Consider the following 26,081-nt stretch of genomic DNA (forward strand, 5'->3'; position numbering starts at 1 on the left):
CCATCCGGACGGGGGGATGGGTCTGGGAACGGCGTGCGTGTTTGTCAGACACGCACGCAATCTCAAGGTTCCAAGGGGATTGCTCGGCCCCGCCTCAGTTGGCCGATGCCCCGGCGATCAGGCGGCGCTTGATCAGCGGCGCCTTGTCGACCCAGTGCATCCCCGCGTTGCGCAGCCACACCAATGGCGTGGCGCGGGAAGCAAACAGCTTGTGCAGGCCGTCGGTGGCAAGCCGCATGGCCAGCACCGGTTCAGCGCGCGCACGCTGGTAGCGGTGCAACACGCGAATGTCGCCCGCCGTTCGGTAGGATTCGCGGCCGGCCACCGTGCGGGCCAGCGCTTCAACGTCACCCAGGCCCAGATTCAGCCCTTGTCCCGCCAGCGGATGCAGGCGGTGCGCGGCGTCTCCTGCCAGCGCTATGCCGGGCGCCACCATCTGGGCGCGTTCCAGCGTCAGCGGAAAGCCGTGCAGCTTGCTGCGGACCTTCAGCCGACCCAAACGGCCTTCCGACGCTTCGGCCAGCAGGCTTTCCAGCCGTGCCGCCTGGGCATCGGGCGATAGCGCCAGCAGTGCCTGCGCCGGTTCGGTGCGCATGGACCAGACCATTGAAACCTGGGGGCCGTCCGCGGTATCGGGCAAGGGCAGAAGCGCCAGAACGCCGTCGTCGCGGAACCACTGGATCGCCGTTCCGTGATGTGCGTGCTCGGCATCCAGGTGCACGACAAGACCCGTGTCCTCATAGGAGACGGCGTCGTGTTTCATGCCGGCCGCCGTACGCAGCGGCGAGGCCGCACCGTCAGCGCCCACGAACAATTCCGCCTGGATGCGCGCGCCGCTTTCGGTGTCGATCGCGCCATCCCGGTAGCCCGTGCAGCGGTCTTCCAGCCAGGGAAGGCCGAACATGCGCACGGCCTGGATCAGCACGCGCTCGATTTCGCCGGATTCCACGATCCAGGCAAGTTGCGGCAACGCCGCCTGCCAGGCGTTCAGGTTGACCTGCCCATCGGCGTCGCCATGAATCTCCATGGCCTCGACCGGCATCAAACGGGACGCGGGCATGGCATCCCAGACCCCTAGCTCGGCCAGAAAACGCTGGCTGGCGGGCGAAATGGCATAGACGCGCGGGTGATAGCGGTTGGGATCGGCGGCGGGCACGGACGTGCGCGGCGCCAGGACGGCAACACGCTGACCGCGCCGGGCCAGCGCCAGGGCGGTGGACAGGCCGACGATGCCGGCCCCGCAAACGACGATTTGATGGCTCATCTTGCCGAGGGCTCCCCCGCTTGCTTGGGCCACAGCACCCACATCTGGCCCCGCTGTTTCATGCGGCCCGCCTGCTGGCCGGCCTCTTCGCCATAACCCCAATAGAAGTCGGCGCGCGCGGCGCCCCGGATGGCGGTGCCCGTGTCCTGGGCAAACACCAGCCGTTGCAGCGGCCGGTCGGATGCCGGGAACGTGGTGGCCAGATACACCGGCGTGCCCAGCGGCACGAACGTGGCATCCACGGCCACCGAGCGCTTGGGCGCCAGCGGGATCGCGTAGGCGCCCTTCGGGCCTTGCTCAGGGTCGATGACCGGCTCTTCGCGGAAGAAGACAACTGCGGGATTGGCGTTCAGCATTTCCTGCACGCGCTTCGGATTGCGCTGCGCCCAGGCCCGGATGTTCTGCATGGACGCCTGGTCGGCGGTCAGTTCGCCACGGTCAATCAACCAGCGGCCAATGGACATGTAGGGCTGGCCGTTATGGTCAGCGTACGCCACGCGGATGGTCTTGCCCGTGTCCGGGCCGTCGGTCAGCTGCACGCGGCCCGAGCCCTGCACTTGCAGGAAGAAGTTGTCCACTGGGTCGTCCACCCACACCACCACCGGAGGGCGGCGGCCGGACGATTCAATGGCGGCGCGGGTGTCGTAAGGCACCACGCGCTTGCCTTCCAGCTTGCCGCGCACCCGTTTGCCGGCCAGATCGGGATAGATCGACCCCAGGTCGATCGTCAGCAGGTCGGCGGGCACGGCGTACAGCGGCCATTGGTAGTTGCCACCCTGGCGGCGCGATCCACGCACCAGGGGTTCGTAATAACCGGTGACGGTGTTGGTGGCCGGCTTGCCGTCGGCCGCGTTCAGGCGCCACGGTTGCAGATACGTCTGCAAGAAGCGGCGCACGCCCTCACCGTCGCCAGCGGCCGGCGCCCGGGACGGGTCGACGGCGGCGGCGCAGACTGGCTGCCAGGCACGGGGCGTGGCGCGCGCGGGCGCAGCCAGATTGCCGCTGGTCGGCCGCATCAGTCCACGGCAATTGCGCAGGAACAGCGGCCAGAACTGCGTCAGGTCATCCGAAGACCACCCCGGCATTTCGGACCAGTTACCGGGCTTGAACTTGCCCGCCAAGGTGCGCGGCGGCGTGTCCGGCAGGGCCGACAGCGATGGCACCACCAAGGGGCCATCGGCCGCTGCGGGGACGCGCGTGCCGGGGGTGCCGGGTCCGCCGGACTCAGGGGGGACTTCCGAGGGCGTGGAACATGCCGCCAGCAGGACTGACAGCACGGACAAGCTAAGAATGCGCTTCATGAGCAGAGGATAAAACAGGCAACGGCCAGGCCATTCAGTGCAAGGTGCGCGGCATGGCCAGGACAAATTCGGAGATCGACACTTCAAACGGAATTCCGTTTTCGCCGACGCAGTGGTAGGTGCCGCGCATCGTGCCCACCGGGGTGGGCAAGGGACAGCCGCTGGTGTATTCAAAGGTCTCGCCGGGTGCCAGCAGAGGCTGCTGGCCCACGATGCCCAGCCCGCGCACTTCCTGCACGCGCTGGTTGCCGTCGGTGATGACCCAGTGGCGGCTGATCACCTGTACAGGGTGTTCGCCGGTATTGGTGATGCGGACGGTGTAGGCAAACACGAATTGCTGTTCGCCCGGATCGGACTGTTCTGGCACGAAGCGCGGAGAGACAGAGACGCTCAGGTCGTAAGGTTTCACAGTCCTTCCCTGTGTGGCTGCGCGCGCGGGCCGGAACGGCGCCGGGCGCTTGAAAGACGCAGTTCTCGGACCCGCAAGACAGGGTTATTCCCGATACGGCGCCTCAAACTGCAATAATGGCACATTATGCCCTTCCCAACCCCGAACATCATGTCTACCTCCACGGCCTCCACTCGCATCACCCCCAGCATCCTGTCGGCTGACTTCGCCCGCCTGGGCGAGGAAGTCCGCAACGTTGTCGCCGCCGGCGCCGACTGGATCCACGTGGACGTGATGGACAACCACTACGTCCCCAATCTGACCATCGGCCCGATGGTGTGCGCGGCGATTCGCCCCCACGTTGAAGTGCCGATTGACGTGCACCTGATGGTTGAACCGGTGGACGCCCTGGTGCCGATGTTCGCGCAAGCCGGCGCCAACTACATCAGCTTCCACCCGGACGCCAGCCGCCACGTGGACCGCACGCTGTCCTTGATCCGCGAGAACGGCTGTAAGGCCGGCCTGGTATTCAACCCCGCCACCCCGCTGTCCTACATGGACTACGTGATGGACAAGATCGACCTGGTCCTGATCATGTCGGTGAACCCGGGCTTCGGGGGCCAGAGCTTCATTCCCGGCACGCTGACCAAGCTGCGCGAAGCACGCGCCAGGATCGACGCCTGGATGCAGGCCGGCGGCCAGGAAATCGTGCTGCAAGTGGACGGCGGCGTCAAAATCGACAACATCGCCGAGATCCGCCGGGCCGGCGCCGACACCTTCGTGGCCGGTTCCGCCATTTTCGGCAAGCCCGACTATGCCGGCATCATCACCGCCATGCGCGAACAGATCGCCATCGGCGAAACCACCGCCATCTAAGGATCAGGAAACCGACATGACCGCTTTTCGCGCTGCGCTGCTGGACCTTGACGGCACCCTGCTGGATTCCATCCCTGACCTGGCCTTCGCGGCCAACGCCATGCGCGTGGAGCTCGGCATGACCGCGCTGCGCGAAGATGTGGTCGCCACCTTTGTCGGCAAGGGCGTGGACAACCTGGTGCGCCGCAGCCTGGCGGGCAGCCTGGACGCGGCCGACCCGTCGGCCGCTGAATTCGACCGTGCCCGCGAGGCCTTCTATCGCCACTACCATCTGGTCAATGGCGAACGCGCCCAGGTCTATCCCGGCGTCATCGAAGGGCTGAAGCTCATGCGCGATCAGGGCCTGAAGCTGGCCGTCGTGACCAACAAGCCCACCGAATTCACGCTGCCGCTCTTGCAGCGCACCGGCTTGGCGGGGTTTTTCGACGCTGTGGTCTGCGGCGATACCTGCGCGCGCCGCAAACCCGACCCGGATCAGGTGCTGCACGCCTGCGAGCTGCTGGGCGTGGCCGTGACCGAAGCCGTGACCATCGGCGACTCGATCAATGATGCGCAGGCGGGCCGCACGGCCGGCACGCAGGTCCTGGTTGTGCCTTATGGTTACAACGAAGGACGTGACGTGCGCGAGCTGGATGTCGATGGTATAGTGGACACGCTTGTTAACGCCGCCCAGTGGGTTGCGCTCTGGAACCAAAACCAGAACGCCGCAAAAACCGCCTCCTGAACGGCCTTGGACAAGCAACACAAACAGTTCGCTCAAGAATCAAACCCGGATCAATGAACGCTTCCCTCCAGAACCAAATGCTCGGCGCCTCGTGGCGCTGGTGGCGTTTGTCTTCCGGGTGGCGATGATCCCTCCCGGCCCTGGACGCATATGTCGCCTAGTGCCGTAGCTGTGTAAACACAGAGCCAAGCCCGGAACCAGTTACCTGGACCGGGCTTTTTTGTTGTGCGCCCGGTCTGAAAGCAAACAGAAAATCGCTGACGAGACCCCGACATGACCGAAATCGAATTCAAGGCCCTTGCGGCACAAGGCTACAACCGCATCCCGCTGGTCGCCGAGACCTACGCCGATCTGGACACGCCGCTGGGCATTTATCTGAAGCTGGCCCATGCCGGCCCGCAGGCCGGCCGCATGACCTGCCTGATGGAATCCGTGGTGGGCGGCGAGCGCTTTGGCCGCTATTCCTTCATCGGCCTGCCGGCCCGCACCGTGATCCGCGCCAGCGGCACGCTGACGGAAGTGCTGCACGACGGCCGGGTCGTGGAAACCCATGAAGGCGACCCGCTGGCCTTCATCGAGCAATACCAAAGCCGCTTCAAGGTCGCCCTGCGCCCGGGCATGCCGCGCTTCTGCGGCGGCCTGGCCGGGTACTTCGGTTACGACACGGTGCGTCACATCGAGCCCTGCCTGGGGCCCGCCGTCAAGCCGTTCCCGGCAGGCATGGAAGGCGGCACGCCTGACCTGATGCTGATGCACGTGGACGAATTGGTCATTGTGGACAACCTGGCCGGCCGCATCTACCTGATGGTCTACGCCGACCCCAGCCAGCCGGAATCCTATAGCCGCGCGCACCAGCGCCTGCATGACCTGCGCGCCCGCCTGCGACGTCCGGTGGAAATCCCGTACAGCCACGCCAGCATGCAGACCGAGGAACGGCGCGACTTCAAGAAAGAAGATTATCTGGCGGCGGTGCACCGCGCCAAGGAACACATCGCCGCCGGCGACCTGATGCAAGTGCAGGTGGGCCAGGTCATCGCCAAGCCCTTCCGTGACTCCCCGCTTTCCCTCTACCGCGCCCTGCGGTCCCTGAACCCCTCCCCCTACATGTACTTCTGGAACTTCGGTGACTTCCAGGTCGTGGGCGCGTCCCCCGAGATCCTGGTGCGCCAGGAGCGCGTGGTGGACAACGGCGTGCCCAAGTCGCAGATCACCATCCGCCCGCTGGCCGGCACCCGCAAGCGCGGCGCCACGCCCGAGGAAGACGCGGCGCTGGCGGCCGAACTGAAGGCAGACCCGAAGGAAGTGGCCGAACACGTGATGCTGATCGACCTGGCGCGCAACGACGTGGGCCGCGTGGCCGAAGTGGGCTCGGTGAAGGTCAGCGACACCATGGTCATCGAACGCTATTCACACGTGATGCACCTGGTGTCCAACGTCACCGGCAACCTGAACCCCGGCATGAGCAGCATGGACGTGTTGCGCGCGTCCTTCCCGGCGGGCACGCTGACGGGCGCCCCCAAGGTCGAGGCCATGAAGATCATCGACGAACTGGAACCCGTGCGCCGCGGTATCTACGGCGGCGCGGCCGGTTATCTGTCCTATGGCGGTGAAATGGACGTGGCCATTGCCATCCGTACCGGCGTCATCAAGGACGGCACCCTGTATGTGCAGGCCGCCGCCGGCATCGTGGCCGATTCCAACCCCGAAGCCGAATGGGCCGAAACGGAAGCCAAGGCCCGCGCGGTGCTGCGCGCCGCCGAACAGGTGCAGCACGGCCTGGACGAACCCATCTGATCCCGGCCCCGCCCGAACCGAATACCGCCCGCACGGAGAAAAAAATGCTGTTGATGATCGATAACTACGACTCTTTTACCTACAACCTGGTCCAATACTTCGGTGAATTGGGCGAAGACGTGCGCGTGGCGCGCAATGACCAGATCACGCTGGAAGAGATCACCACCCTGAACCCCGACCGCATTTGCGTGTCTCCCGGACCCTGCTCGCCCGCCGAAGCCGGCATTTCGGTAGCCGCGATCCAGGCCTTCGCCGGCAAGAAGCCTATTCTGGGCGTGTGCCTGGGCCATCAGGCCATTGGCGCGGCCTATGGCGGGGACATCGTCCGCGCGCAGCAGATCATGCACGGCAAGACGGTGCGGATCTCGCACACAGGCACCGATATCTTCACCGGCCTGCCCACCCCGTACACCGTGATCCGTTACAACTCGCTGACCATCGACCCCGCCACGCTGCCCGACTGCCTGGCCGTGACGGCAACCGCCCCGGACGGCGACATCATGGGGGTCCGTCACAAGACCCTGCCGCTGTACGGAGTACAGTTCCACCCCGAATCCGTGCTCAGCGAACACGGCCACGCCCTGCTGCGCAATTTCCTGAACCTCGCCTAAGAAGGACGCATCGTGACGATTTCCCCTACCGAAGCGCTGACGCGCTGCATTGAACACCGCGAAATTTTCCACGACGAAATGCTGCATCTGATGCGCATGCTGATGCGCGGCGAGATGTCGCCGCAGATCGCCAGCGCGCTGCTGATGGGCCTGCGCGTCAAGAAAGAGACCATCGGCGAGATCACCGCCGCAGCGCAGGTCATGCGCGAATTCGCCACCCCCGTCGTCACCCCCAATCCGCAGGACCTGCTGGACATGTGCGGCACGGGCGGCGACGGCAGCCACACCTTCAACATTTCGACCACCGCCATGTTCGTGGCGGCGGCAGCCGGCGTGCCCATCGCCAAGCACGGCAACCGCAGCGCCTCGTCCTCCAGCGGCAGCGCCGACGTGCTGGAAGCCCTGGGCGCCAACCTCGTCCTGACGCCCGAAGACGTGGCCGAGTGCATCCAGGCCACCGGCATCGGCTTCATGTTCGCGCCGGCCCACCACGGCGCCATGAAGAACGTGGCCGCCGTGCGCAAGGAACTGGCCGTGCGCACCATTTTCAACATCCTCGGCCCGCTGACCAACCCGGCGGGTGCCGCCAACCAGCTGATGGGCGTCTTCCACCCGGACCTGGTCGGCATTCAGGTGCGCGTGCTGGAGCGCCTGGGATCGCGCCATGTGCTGGTCGTGCATGGCAAGGACGGCATGGACGAAGCCTCGCTGGGCGGCGCCACGCTCGTCGGCGAGCTGAAAGATGGTCAAATACGGGAATATGAAATCCACCCCGAGGACTACGGGCTATCCATGATGTCCAACCGGTCCATCAAGGTGTCCAATCGCGAGCAGTCGCGCGAACTTGTCATCGAGGCGCTGGACAATGTCGAGGGCGCCGCCCGCGACATCGTCGCCTTGAATGCGGGGCTTGCCATCTATGCCGGCAATAAAGCCGATTCCATTCCCGAAGCCTTAGCGCTAGCATTTGAACTGATTGCCACCGGCGCGGCGCGAGCCAAGCTGGAAGAATTCTGCGCATATACCCGGAAATTCCAGAAATGAACGATATTCTTGCGAAGATCCTCGCCGTCAAGGTTGAGGAAATCGCCGCCGCTCGCCAGATGCGCAGCGAAGCCGAAGTCCTGCGCGAAGCGCAGGCGCGGCAAGACGTGCGTGGCTTCGCCCAAGCCATTGAAGACAAGATCTCGCAGGGCAAGGCCGGCGTCATTGCTGAAATCAAGAAAGCCTCACCCTCCAAGGGCGTGCTGCGCGAGACCTTCGCCCCCGCCGAGATCGCCTCGACCTATGCCGTGCACGGCGCGGCCTGCCTGTCCGTGCTGACCGACGTGCAGTTCTTCCAGGGCTCGCACGACCACCTGCGCCAAGCACGCGCGGCCTGCTCGCTGCCGGTGCTGCGCAAGGATTTCGTGATCGATCCCTATCAGATCATCGCCGCCCGCGCGATGGGCGCGGACTGCGTGCTGCTGATCGTGGCTGCGCTCTCGCCGTCGCAATTGCGCGACTACGAAACGCTGGCGATGGAACTGGGCATGGACGTGCTGGTGGAAGTGCATGATGCCCGCGAGCTGGACGTGGCCTTGACCATGAAGACGCCGCTCTTGGGCATCAACAACCGCAACCTGCGCACCTTCGAGACCAGCCTGCAAAATACGCTGGATCTGCTGCCCAACATCCCCGCCGGCAAGCGCGTCGTGACCGAAAGCGGCATTCTCAAGCCGGAAGACGTCAAGCTGATGCGCGACCACAAGGTCAATGCCTTCCTGGTGGGCGAAGCCTTCATGCGCGCCAAAGACCCCGGCGCCGAATTGGCACGGCTGGTCGGTTAAGCACCACGGTTGCCTACCGTTCGCGCCGCTAGCGCGAACGGGGCAGACCCAAGGTCGCGGCGCGGCGGTAAACGGTGCTGCGGTGCACGCCCAGGGCCCGCGCCGCGCGACTGACATTGCCGCCGTGCGCCGCCAGTGCATCGCGAATCGCGGCATCCGCCATCGATTGCAGATCCCCCGCGCTGCCCTCCGTGGGCCGCACGCCGGCTGCGCTAGCGTGCGCCTCTGCCGGCGGTGACAGTTCCGCGGGCAGCATGTCTTCGTCGACCACGCCCGACGGCCCAGCCAGCACATGCAAGGTGCGCAACACGGCGGTCAGTTGCCGGTAGTTCCCTGGCCACGGATACGCCGCAAGCCGCGCTTCGATCTGGGGTGGCAGCACCACCCCCGGGCCTTGTGCCGCCCAGAGCGCCTGCAACAGTTCCAGACGATCCGCGCGCATGCGCAGCGGTTCCAGCGTGACGGTGTATTCGGCGATGCGGAAATACAGGTCGGGACGCACCGGCGCGTCCGGGCCTTCATGCGCCAACGCGCGGTGCGTGGCGCACACCAGCGCGAAGTCCACCGACACCGGCCGTGCCGCGCCCAGCGGCGACACTTCACGTGTCTGCAAGACGCGCAGCAGCCGCGATTGCAACATCAGCGGCATATCGCCGATCTCGTCCAGAAACAGGACGCCCCCGTGCGCCTGGCGCAACAGGCCTTTGCTGCCTTGCCGGCGCGCGCCAGTGAAGGCGCCGTCTTCATAGCCGAACAACTCGGATTCGATCAGGCTTTCAGGCAGCGCCGCGCAATTCACCGCCACGAAGGGCCCCGATGCCCGCTTGCTGCGCGCATGCAGTTGCCGCGCGAACACTTCCTTGCCCACGCCCGTTTCGCCTTGCAGCAGAATGGACACGCCCGCGTCCGCCAAATGCACGGCGCGCGCCAGCGCGCCCAAGGTCGCGGCGTCGAAGCTGGGGGTGGCGGGGCGCGCGGCGTGAACCGGCGGCAAAGCTGGCGCCACCGGTTGCGGCGGACGCGAGCGCGGCAGACGCAACCGGGCGTGATAACTCACGCCGCTGCGGGCTTGCACCCGCCCCGCGGCATCCGGACAGCGGTCCAAGTCACCATCGAACAGATCGGCGTATCGGTAGACACCCAAGGCGGTCGCGGCCACCCCCAGCGCCTGCAACGCACGGCGGTTCGCGCCGATCAGCAGATCACCCTGGAAGGCCAGCAGGCCTTCGCCGGGTGCGCCCAGGCCCGATCGGTCGTCGTGCAAGCGCAGCACGGCGTCGTGCTCGTACGCTTGTTCAAACATGCGATGTTCGATCAGGTCCACGGCGGCGCGCACCAGTTCCAACACATCTGGCCGGACATCGCGCGCCTGGCTGGACAAGTCCAGCACGCCCAGCGTGCGGCCCTCGCTATCGGTGATGGGCACGGCCGCGCAGGTCAGGATGCGATTGGGTTCAAAATAATGTTCCGCGCCATGCACGGCGATGGGCCGGCCTTCCACCAGCGCGGTGCCGATGGCGTTGGTGCCGGCCGCGGCCTCGTCCCAGGGAGCACCGGGCATCAGCGCCACGCGCGATGCGCGGCTGGCAAAACCGGTGTCGCCGCCGCTATCCAGCACCAGGCCTTGCGCGTCGGACAGAATCACCAAATTGCCGCTGCCGCCTGCATGGCTGCGTAGATAGGACATGGCGGGTTCGGACAAGCGGCGCAATGCCTCGTTGCGCTGCTGGACTTCGCGCAGTTCGCCCTGCGTCATGAGCTCGGCGCGGCGCACACCCCGCATGTCGAAACCCAGGTCGGCGCAGCGCCGCCAAGACCGCAGGATGGGCTCGGCGACGATGCCGCCCGGCACGGCGCCCTGCTGGTTGAACAGCAGGCGCGCTTGCGTCAGCGCGTGCTGACGGGAATGAGTGGCCATGCATGCCTCCTAGGACAGGCGTTCTGCGACACCTGTTCCGCGACAGTGTCGCAAAAAGCAACGATAGAACTGCCCCTTCACGCTTGAAAATCTACTGTCGCATGCGTGGCCCGGGCTGTCCAGCGGGGAAGCCCCACCCTGGCACGTTCCTTGCTTGATCAGGGATAGGCAGCCGACTGCCGCTATCCAACAATATCGGAGACAAGCATGGACATCGCTACCCGCATCACCCCGGACTCGTACGGCACCCGTCTGGATCTGAAAACGCAGTACGACAATTTCATTGATGGCAAATGGCAGAAACCGGCTGACGGCGAGTACTTTGACAACGTGACCCCGGTGACCGGCCAGATCCTGACCCGCAATGCGCGCTCGAAGGAGCGCGACATCGATCTGGCCTTGGACGCCGCGCATCGCGCCGCGCCGAAATGGGGTGCGACCCCGGCGGCCGACCGCGCCCGCATGTTGATGCAGATCGCGGACGTGATGGAAGCCAACCTGGAGCGCCTGGCCACGGCCGAAACCTGGGACAACGGCAAGCCCATTCGCGAAGCCCGCGCCGCCGACATCCCGCTGGCGATCGATCACTTCCGCTACTTCGCGTCGTGCATCCGCAGCCAGGAAGGCGGCCTGTCCGAAATCGACAACGACACGGTGGCCTATCACTTCAATGAACCCCTGGGCGTGGTGGGCCAGATCATTCCTTGGAACTTCCCCATCCTGATGGCCGCGTGGAAGCTGGCGCCCGCGCTTGCCGCCGGCAATTGCGTCGTGCTCAAGCCCGCTGAACAAACACCGCTGGGCATCCTGCTGCTGGCGGAACTGATCGCCGACATCCTGCCCCCGGGCGTGCTGAACGTGGTCACGGGCTTTGGTCTGGAAGCGGGCAAGCCGCTGGCCTCCAGCAAGCGCATCGCCAAGATCGCCTTCACTGGTGAAACCACCACCGGCCGCCTGATCATGCAGTATGCGTCGCAGAACATCATCCCCGTCACGCTGGAATTGGGCGGCAAATCGCCCAATATCTTCTTCGCCGACGTGGCCTCGCAGGACGACGACTTCCTGGACAAGGCCGTTGAGGGCTTCGTCATGTTCGCGCTGAACCAGGGCGAAGTGTGCACGTGCCCCAGCCGCGCGCTGATCCAGGAATCGCTCTACGACAAGTTCATGGAGCGCGCGTTGAAGCGCGTTGCCGAGATCAAGCAGGGCAATCCGCTGGACGGCGACACGATGCTGGGCGCGCAGGCGTCCACCGAACAGCTGGAGAAGATCCTGTCCTATCTGGACATCGGCAAGCAGGAAGGCGCCGACGTGCTGGCCGGCGGTTCGCGCGCGCAGATGCCAGGCGCGCTGGAAGGCGGCTATTACGTGCAGCCCACGGTCTTCAAGGGCCACAACAAGATGCGTGTGTTCCAGGAAGAGATCTTCGGGCCGGTCGTCGCCGTGACGACGTTCAAGGACACCGACGACGCGCTGGCGTTGGCCAACGACACGCTCTACGGCCTGGGCGCGGGCGTGTGGTCGCGCGATGCGAACACGTGCTATCGGATGGGCCGCGCCATCAAGGCCGGCCGGGTGTGGACCAACTGCTATCACGCCTATCCCGCCCACGCGGCGTTCGGCGGCTACAAGCAGTCGGGCATCGGACGTGAGAACCACAAGATGATGCTTAACCACTATCAGCAAACGAAGAACCTGCTGGTGAGCTACTCGCCGAAGAAGCTGGGCTTCTTCTGATTCCCAACCTGTGCCCCGGGGTGCGCCAGGCCGCAAGGTCTGGCGCTCCGGATAGGAATGACACCATGGCAGAGCACACGCCGCGCGTGGTCGCGACCGACGAGGCACGCCAGTTGATCGATCTCTTGCGGACCAAGCATGGCCCGCTGATGTTCCACCAGTCAGGCGGATGCTGCGACGGGAGCTCTCCCATGTGCTATGCGCTGGGCGAGTTCATGGTGGGCGGATCGGACGTGTTTCTAGGCGACCTGGAGGGCTGCCCCTTCTACATGGGCGAGGACCAGTTCGCCTACTGGGAGCACACGCAACTGATCATCGATGCCGTGCCCGGCCGGGGCGGCGCGTTCTCGCTGGACAGCGCGGAAGGCAAGCGCTTCCTGCTGCGCTCCCGGCTGTATTCGGACGACGAATGGGCGCAGGTGGCTCCGGTCACGAAGGGCTGAACGGCCCGCCGCCCTTGCCCGGGCCGGGATCGGCCTGTGGCTGGCCCGTCTGCTTCCACTGGAACGAGACGCGCCGGATGCGGGCGGCGCGGAATTGCGTGAACGAACGGCCGCCCGGCATGGGCGCACCGCGATAGGCACTGCTTGCGTTTTTCATGGCTGATCGCGTTGACGATAAAACGTGTGGCCTGGCTTGAACCGCCCGCCTCAGGCGCTGGCGGGCACGGGGCGGCGTGCCCATTCCAGGGCATCCTCCAGGCGGTCATTGCCCCAGAACATTTCGCCGCCCACGAAAAACGTGGGTGCGCCGAACACGCCCAGATCACGCGCGCGGTCAACCTGCCGACGCAGCGCTTCCTTGGCCGCTTCGGCCTTGCCTTGGGCGATCAGGGCGTCCGCATCCAGCGACAGCCCCGTCAACAGGTCATGCACAACGTCCTCGGCCTGGATGTCCAGGTCATGTTGAAAATTGGCGCGGAAAACGGCCAGGCAGAAATCACGGCCCCACGGTTCATCCTGCCCCAGCAGCGCAATGCGGGCAGGCAGCACGCTCAGGCGCGGGAACAGGCGCGGCCGGTTATAGACCAGCCCGTATTTATCGGCCAGGCGGGCGATATCGCGCATCATGTACGCGCCTTTGCCCGGAAACAGCCGGAACGGCGTGTCGTTCCATCCCTGCGCCTGGAAGATCGGGCCCAGCAGGAAGGGGTTCAGGTCAACCTGCACGCCGGCCGTCCGCGCCAGGACGTCAATGCGCTCGATGGCCAGATAGCTGTATGGGCTGGCGAAATCAAACCACATCTGCATGCGGGGTGAATCAGACAAAGACGTGGTCATCACAAGCACTCCGGGTGGCCAGCAAGACTAGGAAAGTAGCGCGATCCGCGCACGCGATTCAGACGCCCGAAGCGTGCTTGGGCAGCATAGCCAGGCTCCAGTGGCCGCGCCATGGGAGCCCATCGCATGCCTGCTATTGAACGCTGTCGGCGTACTATGGCTCAAGCGACATTTCCGTCCGATACGCATGAGTTTCACGAATGCCATATCCTCTGGCCAAACTTCCCCCACTTGATCTCGTAAGAGGCTTTGTCGCCGTGGGCCGCCGCATGAGCATCACCCTTGCGGCGCAGGATCTGCATGTGACGCAATCGGCCGTCAGCCGCCAGATCCGCGCCCTGGAGGCCCATTTGGGCGTGCCGCTGCTGGTGCGCGGATTCCGTAGCGTGTCGTTCACCTCCGAGGGCGCGCAACTGTTCCGCATGGCCGACGTATGGCTCAGCCAGCTGGGCGACTTGACGGAACAGCTGCGCGCGCCCGAACGGCGCACGCCAGTCACCGTGACCACCACCATCGGCGTGGCTTCGCTGTGGCTGCTGCCGAGGCTGGGGGAGTTCCAGGCGGCGCATCCGCATATCGACGTGCGCGTGGCCGCCGACAACCGGCTGATCGATATCGACCGCGAAAGCGTGGACATCGCCATCCGTTACAGTTTGCGCGACATGGTGCCGGACGGCGCGGCATGGCTGTTCGGGGAATCCGTCGTGCCGGTGGCGCATCCCTCGCTCCAGGCGCGCGAACTGGATGCTCGCGAGCTGCAACGCCACGTGCTGCTGGAATTCGATGACCCGACCCGGCCCTGGTTGCAATGGTCTGACTGGTTGAACGCACGCGGGCTGGGTCGGACGCGCGCGAAAGGCACGCTGCGCTTCAACCAGTACGACCAGATCGTGCTTGCCGCCCTGGCGGGCCACGGCATCGCGCTGGGGCGACTGGCGCTGATCGCGCCCATGCTGGCAGACGGCCGGCTGCAAGCGGTGGGCGGGCAGGCCGCCCACGCGACCGAACACGCCTACTGGCTGGTACGCAACGCGCGCCGCAGCACGCCAGACGCCGACGTGGTGGCGCAATGGCTCACGGAACAGGCCGCCATGACCGCGCGGGACCTGACCGGCCAGCCTGCAACGGACTGAACCCGATACACCCGTAACACAATGCTATACAAACCTTTGTACTTTCTGCCCCGGCTTCCAGTACATTCCGTCCTCTCTTCCCGACGCGCGCCCCCAGCGGCGGTCTTCCCCTGAAATGACCGCGGGCGTCTTATTGCCGCTATCCGCGCATTCGCCGATAGCTCCACCCCCTTGGTGCAGATGAAGCGTTTCCGTTCGATGTGCGCGTGGCACGACTGGTTCCCCAACGTCCAACGCTCTTTCCTGCTGATCCTGGCCCCCTGGCTGATCAGCGTGCTCGCGCTGTTCGCGGGCCGCGCCTATCTGCTGGTGAAATATGCGCCGCCCGCCACCTATGCGACGCATCCGCAAGACGTGGGAAAGGCGCTGGCAGTCGGGCTGCTGTTCGACATCAAGGTGGCCAGCATCGTGTTTTCAGCGTTGCTGCTGCTGGCGATGCTGTCCGCCGGCTTCCGGCCGCTGCAAGCGCGCTGGCTACGCTGGCTGCCCGGAATCGGCGCCGGCCTGGCGGCCCTGTTCGCCGCATCGACGGTGGTCAGCGTCTGCTACTTCGCAACCTTTTCCCGGTCGATCGATATTTTCGTGTTCGGCCTGATCGACGACGACACGCGCGCCATCATGATGACGCTGTGGCACGGCTACCCCGTGATACAGGCGGGCCTCCTGCTGTCGGCGGTGCTGGCGTGTTCTTGGTGGCTGGGCGCGCGCTGGCAGCGCAGGGTGCTGCGCGCCCCGATGCGCCGCCGCGCGTTTGCCTCCTCCGCGCTGCGCCTGCTGCTGATCCTCGCCGTCACGGTGCTGGCGTGTCGCGGGTCGCTGGGCCGGTTTCCGTTGAACAAGGACGACACCAGCATCTCAACCGTGCGCTTGCTGAACGACATTGCACCCAACGGTATCTCGTCGTTCTTCTGGGCGCTGGCAGACCGCGATAACGACAAGCGCTTCTACCCCGTGACGGCGGCGGAAGGCCAGGCGCTGTACACACGCTTCCTGGGTCATTCCGCGCCAGGCCTGCAACCCTTCGCGGCGGTCACGGACGCCAACCCGGCCGCCCGGGCTCGCCCGCCGCACGTCGTGTTGCAGGTCATGGAAAGCATGGGGCACCACCTGAACGCCTATGACCAGCCGGGGCGCGATCTGCTGGGCGCGTTGCGGCCCCACTGGGAACAGGACTGGCGCTTTGACCGCTTCCTGTCGGAAGGCAACGGCACCATCGATTCGCTGGCCCGCCTGCTGGTGCGCAGCCCCGTACCCGCTGTCGGCCAGTCATCGGCGGCCGACGCCGAGTTCGCCAGCAACGCATTCACCCCCTATCTGGCCCGGGGCTACCGCGTTCTGTTCGTCACGTCGGGCGCCGCCACCTGGCGCAACCTGGGCACCTTCGCCACGCATCTGGGCGTGCATGAATTCATTGACCAACAGACCCTGAAAGCCCGTTACCCCGAGGCGGAAGCCGGTACCTGGGGCGTGCCTGACGAGTACATGTTCCGCTATATCGAAAGCCGTCTGGCCGACGCGGACAAAGACGGCAGGCCGTTGTTCATCATTGCGCTGTCCACCACGCATCACCCGCCGTTCCTCTTGCCCGGCGGCGGTAAACACGGGGGCTTGCCGCTGGACAGCGTCGTTCGCCAACCGTACTTCAAATCCTGGGATTCCCTGGCTGACACCTTCGATACCCTGCGCTACGCCAACGACCAATTGGGTCGCTTCCTGACCCATCTGAAGGCCTCGGCCAGCGGTGAGCACACCATCGTCGCCGTCACGGGGGATCACAATCTGCTGGGCATCGACTACCAGGACGACAAAGACGCCGCGCTGGCCCGCGCCGTGCCGTTCTACCTGTACGTGCCCCCTTCATACCGGGCGCGCTCAACCTATGACCCGACGCGGGTGGGCAGCCACAAGGACATCTTTCCCACGCTGTACCAGCTGAGCCTGCCGGACACGCCTTACTACCGCACCGGCTGTAACCTGCTGGCCGCGCAGCCGGATCCCGTCTGGTGCTTTGGAATGAATGATCCAAACCTGATGATCACGGGGGATGGGGCATACCGCCGTGACCGCCCCGGAAAGATCCTGCCATGGGCCGCCCCTGCCGGCCTGGCATTGGCCGGAGAGCAAGAAGCCTCCGCCGGGCAACAGGCCGAGCAAGAACGGCTGGATGCCTACCCCGAGCTGCTGCGCTGGCAAATCAATTACCAGGTGCAGACGCAGCATCAGCGGCATCCGCCCCCCCGATAACGCCGCTTATTCCACCCGCACCTGCGCCTCGCCGGCCGTCATCTCGCCCACCACGGCGGCTTGGTCGAAGCCTTGAGTGCGGAACAGGTCCAGCACCGCGTCCGCCACGCCAGGCGCGCAAGCCACCAGTAAACCGCCCGAGGTTTGCGGATCGGTGAGCAATGCGCGCTGGGTGTCGTTCACGCTGGCCCCCAACTGCACGGATTCGCCGTAGGACGCCCAGTTACGGCCGGACGCGCCCGTGATCACCCCATCCGCCGCGAAGGCTTGCACGCCCGGCAGCCAGGGCAGCGCGTCCAGGCGCAGCCTTGCAGTGAGCTTGGCGCCGCGCGCCATCTCCAGCGCATGGCCCAGCAGCCCAAAACCCGTCACGTCGGTGATCGCATGCACGCCATCCAGGGCGGCCAGCGCCGGGCCGGGACGGTTAAGGCGGGTCGTCGTGTCGATCATCACGCGGTAGCCGGCGTCGTCCAGGCGGTTCTTTTTCAGCGCGGCCGACAAGATGCCCACACCGAGTCCCTTGCCCAGGATCAGCACGTCGCCCGCACGCGCATCGGCGTTGCGCTTGAGGCGGCCGGGATGCACCAGGCCCATCGCTGCCAGGCCGTAGATCGGTTCAACCGAATCAATGCTGTGCCCGCCCGCCACGGGGATGCCCGCGTCCTCGCAGACCGCTTCGCCACCGCGCAGGATGTCGGCGATGACGCTGTGCGGCAGCACGTTGATCGGCATGCCGACAATGGCCAATGCCATGATGGGCGTGCCGCCCATCGCGTACACGTCCGACAGCGCATTCGTTGCCGCAATGCGGCCGAAGTCGAACGGGTCGTCCACGATGGGCATGAAGAAGTCGGTGGTGGCGATCAGCGCCTGCTCGTCATTCAGCCGGTAGACCGCGGCGTCATCGGCGGTTTCCGTGCCCACCATCAGGTTGGGGTAGCTGGCAGCGGGGCCGAAGCGCTTCAGCAATTCGGAGAGCACGCCGGGCGCGATCTTGCAGCCACAGCCGCCACCGTGGGACAGTGAAGTCAAACGCGGCACGGCCGTCGTGGCAACATCCTGGGTCATTTCAATCTCCGTGGGTCAATGGAAAAAGGATAGCACCGCCCCAAGGGTTGGCTCTATGATGGTTCGGCAGTACGCAAAGGAGCACCCCCCAAGGGACGGCCGCCCGACCAAGGGCGCACCGATAGCCAATCTTCACCGTGCGTGAGGGCTTCATGGATCGCCGACACTTTCTCCAATTCTCAGGCGCATTGTGCGCCGCCACAACAGTGCTGCCGCAGACACTGCGCGCGCAGCAAGCCCCGGTCACCGCAGGGTGGCGCGGCTTTGAACTGACCAGCAGCATCAGCGTGCAAGACCCTGGCGCGCACACCCGCATCTGGGTCCCGGTGCCCTACGCCACCGACACCCCGTATCAACGCGGTGCACAAAGCACCTGGCAAGTCAGCGGCGGCGGCACCGCCCAGCTGATGCGGACGCCCGGATATGACGTGCAAATGCTGGCCGTGCAATGGCCCGACGCACAAGCTCCCCGCAACGTCACGGTGACCAGCCGCTTCCAGACCCGCAACCGCCGTGTCGACCTGACGCAGCCGCCACCCGCGGATGCCGTGCCTGAACGCCCCGAAGCGCTGAGGGAATACCTGAAACCCACGGCGCTGCTGCCCACCGACGGCATCGTCAAAGCCACCGCCGACCGCATCACGCAAGGCCACCAGGGCGATCTGGCGCGTGCCCGCGCCATCTACGAATGGGTGGTGGAAAACACCTGTCGAACGGCCGCCACGCGCGGCTGCGGCGTGGGCGATGTGCGCTACATGCTGACGGCCAACGACCTGAACGGAAAATGCGCCGACATCAATGCGCTGTTCGTGGCCTTGGCGCGCGCCGCCAGCATCCCCGCGCGCGATGCCTATGGGCTGCGCGTGGCCAATTCCGAGCTGGGCTACAAAAGCCTGGGCAAGGCGGGCGACGTGACCAAGGCCCAGCACTGTCGCGCCGAGTTCTATGCGGCCGGCTACGGCTGGGTTCCGGTTGACCCTGCCGACGTGCGCAAGGTCATGCTGGAAGAGCCGCCGGGCGAATTGCCACTGACCGACGCCAAGGTGCGCGCGGCCCGCGTCATGCTGTTCGGCGCCTGGGAAATGAACTGGGTGGCGTACAACCACGGCCACGACGTCGCCCTGCCCGGCTCCGCCCATGACCCCGTTCCGTTCCTGATGTATCCCAACGGCGAAACCAGCGCCGGCCGCCTGGACAGCCTGGACCCCGATAGCTTCAGCTACAAGCTCACCGCGACACCCATCGCCATTTGATCCGATCCGCGGAGGAAGCCGCCTTGATCAGCCGTCGCCGCCTGCTTCAATCCGGCCTGTCGCTGGCCGCCCTGCCCGCTTGGACCCGGGCCGCCAGCGATTCCGCGTTGAAAACCGCCACCGGTCCCGACTGGGCGCCATGGACTGCGCCCACGCCCGCCCTGGCCCTGCCCGACCTGGGCGGGCGCGAGCACAAGCTGTCGGCCTGGCGTGGCAACGTCGTCATCGTCAGTTTCTGGGCCACCTGGTGCGATCCCTGCCGCGACGAAATCCCGCTGATGTCAGCCATGGCCAAACGCCACCGCGAGGAAGGTTTGCGCCTGGTCGCGGTGAATGTCGGCGAAGCGCTCGGCAAGGTCTCGACTTTCCTGGCGAAGTGGCCCGTCGCGGGCACGGTCCTGCATGACCGAAACAGCGCGGCGTCGAAGAAATGGGAAGCGATCGGCCTGCCCGCCAACTACCTGGTGGACCGCGGCGGGTCGATCCGGTATTGGCATTTGGGAGAACTGGATTGGCAGTCTGACCGCGTGACGGGCGTGGTGACGCGAATGCTGCGCAGTTGATGGCGGAAGGCAGCAGGAGTCGAACCTACCTGGGAACGTCTGACGCCCCCAACTGGGTTTGAAGCCCAGCCGTGCCGCCGGGCACGAATGCCTTCCGTGACGGACTGCTTATGATACCGGCTCTGCGTCCGCCTGCATCGCCGCATAGGCGCTGTCGGCCCGCAATACGTGCGTATCACGCAAGCGCCGCGTGTAGCCTACCCGATCGAAGTATTCCAGCACCTGGATGGCACGCTTGCGGCCTAGCCCGGTCGCGTCGCGGAACACCGCCGCATTCAAGCCCGCCGGCTGCGCCGCCAGGTTCGCCGCCAACCGTGCCAGCGCCCGCACCTGATCGCGGTGATAGAACAGATCCTTCACCACCTGCGCCACGTCTCCGCGGCGCAGCAGCTTGCGCAGCAGTTGCCGCACGCGCTCTTCGGTTTCATTCTGCTCGCGGGCCAGGTCCCGCACCCAGGGCGGGTCGAAAGCCCCCTGCGCGAGCAGCGGCAACAGACGCGCGGCCAAGGCGGACTCGGCATCGGCCAGCGTGGACGTATGGGCGGGCAGATGCAGCCACGGCCCGTTACGCACGATGCGACCGTCGCGCTGTAGATGGTCCAGCACCGCTGTCCACAAGGCGTCCGGCCCCACTGGCATCGCCATTCGGCGCAAGCGTGCGCTGTCCGGACCTGGTTCGTCAGGCGCGCTCAGATGAAAGGCCGCCAACGCCTGTTCAACGCGCGCGCGCAAGGCATCCCAATGTGCGCCCTGGATCAAGGTGCGTGGCGCCTGAGCGTTGCGCGCCTCGATCCACAAGGCGCCGTGTGGCGCGTCGATGGCGCGCACGGGCCTGCCCGTCAGGCGCTGCAAGGCGGCTTCGTCCAGGCCCAGCGGCGCGTGCGCCAGCACGGGCGGCAGGCCGCCGCCGTCCAGCATGTCGGACAGTGCCTGCAAGCCCTGCAAACGCGAGGCCGCCCGGCGCTTGCGGTCTGGCGCATTCGGGTCCAGCACCCGGCCTCCGCCGACCGTGCGCGTTGCCTGCGCATTACGGACAATGTAGCGGTCACCCGGCATCGCACAGACGGGTTCGTCAAACACCAGTTGAACCCAGCCGGATTGCCCCGGCGCCAGCGTCTCCGCGCTAAGCGGCACCACGTGCGCCACATGGTGTGCGGCGCCGATGTGCACATGCAATGGCGCCCACGCGCGCACGGGCGCGTCGGCGGCAGGCAGCAAGGTCATCGCCACATCGATATGGCGCGAGGGCAGGAAACAGCGTGCGTCGGCGATCCAGTCACCGCGCGCGATGGCGCTTTTATCGATGCCCGCCAGATTCAACGCGCAACGTTGCCCCGCCAAGCCGGTGTCGGCGGGTTGGTTCTGCGCATGAATGCTGCGCACGCGCACGCGCGTGCCGGCTGGCATCAGCCGCAAGTCCGCGGTGTCGTCACCCGCGCGCACCTGGCCCGCGTGCGCCGTCCCCGTCACCACCGTGCCGTGCCCCGCCAGCGTGAACACCCGGTCCACCGCCAAGCGGAACAGGCCAGCGCCGTCGCGCTGCCGCAAGCCTTCGGCCTGCGCATGCAGATAAGCGTTCAGGTCCGCGGTGCCGGCATCGTCGGGTTGCGACGCACACACGGCGAACACGGGTGCGCCCTCCAGGAAGGTGCCCGCCGCCAGCGCGGCGATCTCGGCACGCACGGCGGCTTGCTGCGCGGCGTCGGCGCGATCGCTCTTGGTCAAGGCCACTGCGCCCTGCGCCACGCCAAGCAGGGTCAGAATGGCCAGGTGTTCGCGGGTCTGCGGCATGACGCCATCGTCCGCTGCCACGACCAACAGGCCGAAGTCGATACCGCTGGCGCCCGCCGCCATCGTGTGCACCAGTTTCTCGTGTCCGGGCACGTCGATGAAACCCAGTACGTCGCCATTGGCCAGCGGCGTGTAGGCATAGCCCAGTTCGATGGAAATGCCGCGCGCCTTCTCTTCTTTGAGCCGATCGGTGTCGACGCCCGTCAGGGCGCGCACCAGCGTGGTCTTGCCGTGGTCGATATGGCCGGCGGTGCCGATGATCATGCCAGGGGCTCCGCCAGTTGCGCGGCAAAGGCCGCTTCGTCTCGCGCTTCCAGGCAGCGCAGATCCAGCCACAAGGCATCGTCGGCAATGCGTCCGATGACGGGCGTCGGCAAGCGGCGCAGTTGGGTTTCAAGTTTGTCCAGATGCCGCCCCGGCCGGCCGCTGCCGGTGTAGCGCACGGCAAGCCCCCAGCTGGGCAATTGGTCCACCGGCAACGCCCCGCTGCCAATCTGGCTGAACAGGGGCATTGCCTGGACCGCATAATTCGCGCCGACGGCATGCGCCAGCACGCCACGCAGCCGTTCGGCCTGCGGTTGGATCTCGCGCTGCGGGCGCGTCAACAGACGCAACGTGGTCAAGCGTTGGGCCAGGAATTCCGGCGCGCGGTACAAGCCCAGCACCGGCTCCAGCGCCGCCAACGTCAATTTGCTGACACGCAAGGCGCGTTTCAGCGGATTCTTCTTGATCTTGCGGATCAGGTCGGCGCGGCCCACCAACAGGCCGGCTTGGGGCCCGCCCAGCAACTTGTCGCCGCTGAACGTCACCAGATCGGCCCCGGCAGCGATCGTCTCGCGCACCGTGTCTTCCTTGGGCAAGCCGAATTGCGTCAGATCCACCAAGGTGCCGCTGCCCAGGTCCACCGTGGCCGGCAGCCCTTGCGCATGCGCCAAGGCCGCGACTTCCGCGACACTGACGCTTTTCGTGAAACCGGTGACGGCGTAATTGCTGCAATGCACCTTCATCAACATCGCGGTACGCGAGCCAATGGCGTTTTCGTAGTCGGCGGCATGGGTCCGGTTGGTGGTGCCTACTTCGACCAGCTTCGCCCCGGCGCGCTTCATGATGTCGGGAATGCGGAACGCGCCACCGATCTCGACCAGTTCGCCGCGCGACACGACGACCTCGCGCCGGTCGGCCAGTGCATTGAGCATCAGCAGCACGGCGGCAGCGTTATTGTTGACGACGGTGGCGGCTTCGGCCCCTGTCAATTCGCATAGCAAGTCGTCGATCAGGTCGTCGCGGTCGCCACGGCCGCCGGTGTCCAGATCGAATTCCAGATTGGCCGGGGCCGTCAGCGCGCGCAACACCGAGGCGACGGCTTCGTCGGGCAGCAACGCTCGCCCAAGATTGGTGTGCAAGACGGTGCCGGTCAGGTTGTAGACGGCGCGCAGGCGCGGCCGGGCCGCCTTGTCCAACGCTGCCGACACTCGGGCCGCCACGGCGGTTGCGTCCAGCTCCTGAGCCATCAACTGGCCCGCCAGCGCGCGTTGGCGCAGCGCGTCCAGGTCGCGCCGCAACGCGGCGACCACCTGCGTGCGGCCATGCGTGTCCAGCGTGGCGCGCAGGGCATCGGCGTTCAGCAGACGGTCCAGCGCAGGGATATCGGAGACGGCGGCCGCGCCGCCGGCTGAAGGATGCGCGGCCATGCTATTCCTCGGTGCCATGCCACAACAAGGGGTTGCCGCTTGCACGCGAATAACCCGCCTCGCCAACCAGGACGTCCAGCATCAGGCTGGCCAGATCGTCGGCCACCGGCTCGACGTACAGGTCCTTGTCCTGATAGAAGATCTTGCGATAGGTGTGGCAGTGGTCGCAGGTTTCGGCCTTGATGGCGGGCGAGCGGCCATCGATGGACTGATACGCCACCGCTTCCACGTCTTCGCAGTGCGTGCACTTCACCCGCACCATGTGCCATTGCGTGGCGCACAGGCTGCAACACAGGTAGCGATAGCCTTCGTATTGCCCGCCCACCCGCACCACGCTGGCCACCGGCAGGCTGGCGCAGACAGGGCAGACGCCAAACGGGCTGACCACCGGCAACTGCTTATCGTCGAACCGGCTGGCCAGGTCGGTCCAATAGACCTGCAAGGCCGCCATCACGAACGGCGCCGCCGCGCCATCCACGCCCTGGTCCTGCTCGGACAGCACGGCTTCGGCCAGGTCTTCCAGTGACTCCGGATCCTCATCCACTGCCCGGCGCAGCGCGGCGCACACCTCGATGGCCTCGGCGGGCACGTTCTTGCCGCGCGACACCTCGTCCACCAAGCGCGCCAAGATGCCGCGCCACATCGGATCACGCGGCCAGCCCACCGCCTGCAAGGGCGGCATGCCGTGGGCCTGCGCCAAGGCAACGCTATCTTCGGATGCCCCGGGCGCCGCACAGTCCTTCAGCGCGCCCTGCTGGGCATCGACCAGCTGCGCCATCAGCAGCAGATAGTCAGCCACCGGACTGTCGACCGCCAACTGCCGCAAGCGCGCCGCACGTGTCGCGAACACGGAAGCGCGATCAGGCAGGCTGACGCGGGGGATAACGTTGTGGTCTAGCGCTTCGATCTCACCGCGCGGAAGAATTCGCTGCAATTACGTCTCCAAGAAAACAAACACGGCTGCCTACCTTCAAAAAGAAGGATAGCAGCCGTGGGCCGATACGTGGCGGGGGGCCCCAAGGCGGAAAGCGCCCCCTTGGGGGGCAGGAAGCGCACGCAGTGCGCGCGCCGTGGGGCCCTTCTACTATTTCTTGACCTGTTCGCGAAACCAGGCGCGATGGTGCTTCCACGCCCAGCCCGCCGTCACGTAACCGCGCAGCATTGCCGTCAGCGACCCCTTGACCCAGATCGCCGCGTAGATATGCACGATGATCGAGCAAATCAACACCAGCGCCGTCACGGCGTGCAGCACGGATGCGGCCCGGACCACCCAGATCGGGAAATAGAACGAGAAGAACTCGCGCCAGATCACGATGCCGCTGGCGAACAGCCCCAGCATGCACAGCACCAACACGTAAAAGAGCAGCTTCTGACCGGCGTTGTACTTGCCGACCTCGGGCAACTTCTCTTCGCGGTTCTCGACCACGTCGTTCAGTTGCTTGAGCCACTGGCGGTCTGCCTTCGTCATCATGTTGTGCCGCCACATGTGGCCGGCGAACACGACGAAGCAGACAAACATCACCAGCCCGATGAAGGGGTGCAGGATGCGCGTCCAGGGACCGCCGCCGAACAGGTTCGACAACCAGAACATCGACGGATGGAACAGCGCCAACCCGGACAGCGCCAACAGGATGAACGTGAAGGCGATGATCCAGTGGTTGGTGCGTTCGCCCGGCGTATAGCGCTTGATCCGGCGGTGACGGTGATCTTCAGTCATGGCGCACCTCCTCTTCGGCACGGCGTTCGTCTTCTTCCGAGACCTCGTTGCGGCCAACGCGAGCGTAGTGGAAGAAGCCCGCCACGGCGGTCAAGGCCATCGCGGCCACGCCCAGCGGTTTGGCCAGCCCCTTCCACAGCGACACCATGGGGCTGATATGCGGGTCCTTGGGCAGCCCGTGATAAAGCCCGGGCTGGTCGGCGTGATGCAGCACATACATGACGTGTGTGCCGCCCACGCCCTGCGGGTCATACAGGCCTGCCTGATCGAAACCGCGGGACTTCAAGTCCACGATCCGTTCCTCGGCGTGCTGCTTCATGTCTTCCTTGGTGCCGAACACGATGGCGCCCGTGGGACAGGCCTTCACGCAGGCGGGCTCCTGACCAACGGCCACGCGGTCGGAACACAAGGTGCACTTGTACGCCTTATGGTCCTTCTTGGAAATGCGCGGCACGTTGAACGGGCAGCCGGTGATGCAGTAACCGCATCCAATACAGCTTTCTTCATGGAAATCCACGATGCCGTTGTTGTACTGGATGATGGCGCCCGGCGAGGGACAGGCCTTCAGACAGCCCGGGTCTTCGCAGTGCATGCAGCCGTCCTTGCGGATCAGCCATTCCAGGTCGCCTGCGGGGTTCTCGTATTCCGAGAAGCGCATGACGGTCCAGGAATGCTCGGTCAGGTCGGCCGGGTTGTCGTAGACGCCCACGTTGGTGCCGATCTCGTCGCGCAGATCGTTCCATTCCATACAGGCGCTTTGGCAAGCCTTGCACCCGATGCACTTGGAAACGTCGATCAGCTTGGCGACCGAGCCCGTGATGGGTTCACGGATGCCCGGCGGCGGCGTGGTCGTGGCGGAGCGCCGCTTGATGTCTAGGGATTGCATGGACATGTCGGTT

The 26,081-nt window shown here is 65.9% G+C and carries 24 protein-coding genes and 1 tRNA gene; 12 read left to right on the plus strand and 13 right to left on the minus strand.

Annotated elements, in window-relative coordinates:
- Positions 1–94 precede the first annotated feature (94 nt).
- Genes HV753_RS16295 through apaG form a run of 3 tightly spaced genes read right to left on the minus strand, consistent with a single transcriptional unit; the run spans position 95 to position 2,974 of the window.
- Complete coding sequence (locus HV753_RS16295) at positions 95–1,264, minus strand: UbiH/UbiF family hydroxylase (protein WP_175175553.1); 1,170 nt, start codon at positions 1,262–1,264, stop codon at positions 95–97.
- Positions 1,261–2,565 carry a murein transglycosylase A gene (mltA, locus tag HV753_RS16300; RefSeq protein WP_175175554.1) on the minus strand — a complete coding sequence of 435 codons (1,305 nt, stop codon included), beginning with the start codon at positions 2,563–2,565 and terminating at the stop codon, positions 1,261–1,263. Before mltA ends, HV753_RS16295 begins: the two co-directional genes overlap by 4 nt.
- A gap of 34 nt (positions 2,566–2,599) precedes the next feature.
- On the minus strand, positions 2,600–2,974 hold the full coding sequence (gene apaG, locus HV753_RS16305) for a Co2+/Mg2+ efflux protein ApaG (RefSeq protein ID WP_175175555.1): 375 nt from the start codon (positions 2,972–2,974) through the stop codon (positions 2,600–2,602).
- Between the two features lie 126 nt (positions 2,975–3,100).
- On the opposite strand from apaG, the gene rpe reads away from it, so the two are divergent.
- From rpe to trpC, 6 genes are all read left to right on the plus strand, one after another.
- The gene (gene rpe, locus HV753_RS16310) at positions 3,101–3,829 is read left to right on the plus strand and encodes a ribulose-phosphate 3-epimerase (RefSeq protein ID WP_175175556.1); all 729 of its coding nucleotides are present in this window, start codon (positions 3,101–3,103) and stop codon (positions 3,827–3,829) included.
- Between the two features lie 16 nt (positions 3,830–3,845).
- Positions 3,846–4,553: a phosphoglycolate phosphatase gene (locus HV753_RS16315; RefSeq protein ID WP_175175557.1), complete on the plus strand. Its 708-nt coding sequence runs from the start codon at positions 3,846–3,848 to the stop codon at positions 4,551–4,553.
- 273 nt (positions 4,554–4,826) lie between these two features.
- On the plus strand, positions 4,827–6,347 hold the full coding sequence (trpE, locus tag HV753_RS16320) for an anthranilate synthase component I (protein ID WP_175175558.1): 1,521 nt from the start codon (positions 4,827–4,829) through the stop codon (positions 6,345–6,347).
- A 44-nt stretch (positions 6,348–6,391) separates the two neighbouring features.
- Complete coding sequence (locus HV753_RS16325; RefSeq protein ID WP_175175559.1) at positions 6,392–6,958, plus strand: aminodeoxychorismate/anthranilate synthase component II; 567 nt, start codon at positions 6,392–6,394, stop codon at positions 6,956–6,958.
- A gap of 12 nt (positions 6,959–6,970) precedes the next feature.
- Positions 6,971–8,002: an anthranilate phosphoribosyltransferase gene (gene trpD / locus HV753_RS16330; protein ID WP_175175560.1), complete on the plus strand. Its 1,032-nt coding sequence runs from the start codon at positions 6,971–6,973 to the stop codon at positions 8,000–8,002.
- A complete protein-coding gene (gene trpC, locus HV753_RS16335; RefSeq protein ID WP_175175561.1) occupies positions 7,999–8,787 on the plus strand; it encodes an indole-3-glycerol phosphate synthase TrpC in 789 nt (262 codons plus the stop codon). Before trpD ends, trpC begins: the two co-directional genes overlap by 4 nt.
- 28 nt (positions 8,788–8,815) lie before the next feature.
- Here trpC and HV753_RS16340 read toward each other — a convergent pair whose 3' ends face one another.
- Entirely contained in the window at positions 8,816–10,705 is a 1,890-nt protein-coding gene (locus tag HV753_RS16340) for a sigma-54-dependent Fis family transcriptional regulator (RefSeq protein ID WP_175175562.1), read from the minus strand.
- Positions 10,706–10,912: 207 nt separating this feature from the next.
- On the opposite strand from HV753_RS16340, the gene adh reads away from it, so the two are divergent.
- A complete protein-coding gene (gene adh, locus HV753_RS16345; RefSeq protein WP_175175563.1) occupies positions 10,913–12,442 on the plus strand; it encodes an aldehyde dehydrogenase in 1,530 nt (509 codons plus the stop codon).
- Between the two features lie 65 nt (positions 12,443–12,507).
- Positions 12,508–12,885 carry a DUF779 domain-containing protein gene (locus HV753_RS16350; protein ID WP_175175564.1) on the plus strand — a complete coding sequence of 126 codons (378 nt, stop codon included), beginning with the start codon at positions 12,508–12,510 and terminating at the stop codon, positions 12,883–12,885.
- On the opposite strand, the gene HV753_RS16355 is transcribed toward HV753_RS16350, so the two are convergent.
- Together HV753_RS16355 and HV753_RS16360 are read right to left on the minus strand one after the other, a co-directional pair.
- Positions 12,872–13,042: a hypothetical protein gene (locus HV753_RS16355; RefSeq protein WP_175175565.1), complete on the minus strand. Its 171-nt coding sequence runs from the start codon at positions 13,040–13,042 to the stop codon at positions 12,872–12,874. The two genes, HV753_RS16350 and HV753_RS16355, sit on opposite strands and share 14 nt — an antisense overlap.
- A 50-nt stretch (positions 13,043–13,092) precedes the next feature.
- Positions 13,093–13,722 (minus strand): 2-hydroxychromene-2-carboxylate isomerase, encoded by a 630-nt coding sequence (locus HV753_RS16360; RefSeq protein ID WP_175175566.1) that lies wholly within the window; start codon positions 13,720–13,722, stop codon positions 13,093–13,095.
- Positions 13,723–13,922: 200 nt separating this feature from the next.
- Here HV753_RS16360 and HV753_RS16365 point away from each other — a divergent pair, with 200 nt between their 5' ends.
- The gene (locus tag HV753_RS16365; protein ID WP_175175567.1) at positions 13,923–14,855 is read left to right on the plus strand and encodes a LysR substrate-binding domain-containing protein; all 933 of its coding nucleotides are present in this window, start codon (positions 13,923–13,925) and stop codon (positions 14,853–14,855) included.
- Positions 14,856–15,035: 180 nt separating this feature from the next.
- On the plus strand, positions 15,036–17,099 hold the full coding sequence (locus tag HV753_RS16370) for an LTA synthase family protein (protein ID WP_175175568.1): 2,064 nt from the start codon (positions 15,036–15,038) through the stop codon (positions 17,097–17,099).
- Between the two features lie 6 nt (positions 17,100–17,105).
- Here the strand turns inward: HV753_RS16370 and selD are convergent, their stop codons facing one another.
- Positions 17,106–18,167: a selenide, water dikinase SelD gene (gene selD / locus HV753_RS16375; protein WP_175175569.1), complete on the minus strand. Its 1,062-nt coding sequence runs from the start codon at positions 18,165–18,167 to the stop codon at positions 17,106–17,108.
- A gap of 152 nt (positions 18,168–18,319) precedes the next feature.
- Here selD and HV753_RS16380 point away from each other — a divergent pair, with 152 nt between their 5' ends.
- Together HV753_RS16380 and HV753_RS16385 are read left to right on the plus strand one after the other, a co-directional pair.
- Positions 18,320–19,420: a transglutaminase-like domain-containing protein gene (locus tag HV753_RS16380; RefSeq protein WP_175175570.1), complete on the plus strand. Its 1,101-nt coding sequence runs from the start codon at positions 18,320–18,322 to the stop codon at positions 19,418–19,420.
- Positions 19,421–19,443: 23 nt separating this feature from the next.
- A complete protein-coding gene (locus tag HV753_RS16385; protein WP_175175571.1) occupies positions 19,444–19,983 on the plus strand; it encodes a TlpA disulfide reductase family protein in 540 nt (179 codons plus the stop codon).
- Here the strand turns inward: HV753_RS16385 and HV753_RS16390 are convergent.
- The 6 genes from HV753_RS16390 to fdxH all read right to left on the minus strand — a co-directional run bounded on the left by HV753_RS16390 (position 19,984) and on the right by fdxH (position 26,074).
- Positions 19,984–20,079: transfer RNA gene (locus HV753_RS16390), tRNA-Sec, on the minus strand.
- A 12-nt stretch (positions 20,080–20,091) separates the two neighbouring features.
- The gene (gene selB, locus HV753_RS16395; protein ID WP_175175572.1) at positions 20,092–22,038 is read right to left on the minus strand and encodes a selenocysteine-specific translation elongation factor; all 1,947 of its coding nucleotides are present in this window, start codon (positions 22,036–22,038) and stop codon (positions 20,092–20,094) included.
- Positions 22,035–23,465 (minus strand): L-seryl-tRNA(Sec) selenium transferase, encoded by a 1,431-nt coding sequence (gene selA, locus HV753_RS16400; RefSeq protein WP_175175573.1) that lies wholly within the window; start codon positions 23,463–23,465, stop codon positions 22,035–22,037. The genes selB and selA overlap by 4 nt, the downstream gene beginning before the upstream one ends.
- A gap of 1 nt (position 23,466) precedes the next feature.
- Complete coding sequence (fdhE, locus tag HV753_RS16405) at positions 23,467–24,399, minus strand: formate dehydrogenase accessory protein FdhE (RefSeq protein WP_175175574.1); 933 nt, start codon at positions 24,397–24,399, stop codon at positions 23,467–23,469.
- Between the two features lie 150 nt (positions 24,400–24,549).
- Entirely contained in the window at positions 24,550–25,182 is a 633-nt protein-coding gene (locus HV753_RS16410; protein ID WP_175175575.1) for a formate dehydrogenase subunit gamma, read from the minus strand.
- The gene (fdxH, locus tag HV753_RS16415) at positions 25,175–26,074 is read right to left on the minus strand and encodes a formate dehydrogenase subunit beta (RefSeq protein ID WP_175175576.1); all 900 of its coding nucleotides are present in this window, start codon (positions 26,072–26,074) and stop codon (positions 25,175–25,177) included. Before fdxH ends, HV753_RS16410 begins: the two co-directional genes overlap by 8 nt.
- Positions 26,075–26,081 lie beyond the last annotated feature (7 nt).

It is taken from the genome of Achromobacter pestifer, from assembly GCF_902859625.1.
In the GTDB taxonomy this organism is placed as follows: Bacteria; Pseudomonadota; Gammaproteobacteria; order Burkholderiales; family Burkholderiaceae_B; genus Achromobacter; species Achromobacter pestifer.

Excerpts from the sequence above, each read along its gene's own strand:
- HV753_RS16355 (WP_175175565.1), bottom strand. The coding sequence starts at position 13,042 with ATGAAAAACGCAAGCAGTGCCTATCGCGGTGCGCCCATGCCGGGCGGC.
- HV753_RS16410 (WP_175175575.1), bottom strand. The coding sequence starts at position 25,182 with ATGACTGAAGATCACCGTCACCGCCGGATCAAGCGCTATACGCCGGGC.
- selA (WP_175175573.1), bottom strand. The coding sequence starts at position 23,465 with ATGGCCGCGCATCCTTCAGCCGGCGGCGCGGCCGCCGTCTCCGATATC.
- HV753_RS16365 (WP_175175567.1), top strand. The coding sequence starts at position 13,923 with ATGCCATATCCTCTGGCCAAACTTCCCCCACTTGATCTCGTAAGAGGC.
- selB (WP_175175572.1), bottom strand. The coding sequence starts at position 22,038 with ATGATCATCGGCACCGCCGGCCATATCGACCACGGCAAGACCACGCTG.
- trpC (WP_175175561.1), top strand. The coding sequence starts at position 7,999 with ATGAACGATATTCTTGCGAAGATCCTCGCCGTCAAGGTTGAGGAAATC.
- fdxH (WP_175175576.1), bottom strand. The coding sequence starts at position 26,074 with ATGTCCATGCAATCCCTAGACATCAAGCGGCGCTCCGCCACGACCACG.
- HV753_RS16315 (WP_175175557.1), top strand. The coding sequence starts at position 3,846 with ATGACCGCTTTTCGCGCTGCGCTGCTGGACCTTGACGGCACCCTGCTG.
- adh (WP_175175563.1), top strand. The coding sequence starts at position 10,913 with ATGGACATCGCTACCCGCATCACCCCGGACTCGTACGGCACCCGTCTG.
- HV753_RS16380 (WP_175175570.1), top strand. The coding sequence starts at position 18,320 with ATGGATCGCCGACACTTTCTCCAATTCTCAGGCGCATTGTGCGCCGCC.
- mltA (WP_175175554.1), bottom strand. The coding sequence starts at position 2,565 with ATGAAGCGCATTCTTAGCTTGTCCGTGCTGTCAGTCCTGCTGGCGGCA.
- HV753_RS16370 (WP_175175568.1), top strand. The coding sequence starts at position 15,036 with ATGAAGCGTTTCCGTTCGATGTGCGCGTGGCACGACTGGTTCCCCAAC.
- rpe (WP_175175556.1), top strand. The coding sequence starts at position 3,101 with ATGCCCTTCCCAACCCCGAACATCATGTCTACCTCCACGGCCTCCACT.
- HV753_RS16340 (WP_175175562.1), bottom strand. The coding sequence starts at position 10,705 with ATGGCCACTCATTCCCGTCAGCACGCGCTGACGCAAGCGCGCCTGCTG.
- selD (WP_175175569.1), bottom strand. The coding sequence starts at position 18,167 with ATGACCCAGGATGTTGCCACGACGGCCGTGCCGCGTTTGACTTCACTG.
- trpE (WP_175175558.1), top strand. The coding sequence starts at position 4,827 with ATGACCGAAATCGAATTCAAGGCCCTTGCGGCACAAGGCTACAACCGC.
- HV753_RS16350 (WP_175175564.1), top strand. The coding sequence starts at position 12,508 with ATGGCAGAGCACACGCCGCGCGTGGTCGCGACCGACGAGGCACGCCAG.
- HV753_RS16325 (WP_175175559.1), top strand. The coding sequence starts at position 6,392 with ATGCTGTTGATGATCGATAACTACGACTCTTTTACCTACAACCTGGTC.
- HV753_RS16295 (WP_175175553.1), bottom strand. The coding sequence starts at position 1,264 with ATGAGCCATCAAATCGTCGTTTGCGGGGCCGGCATCGTCGGCCTGTCC.
- HV753_RS16360 (WP_175175566.1), bottom strand. The coding sequence starts at position 13,722 with ATGACCACGTCTTTGTCTGATTCACCCCGCATGCAGATGTGGTTTGAT.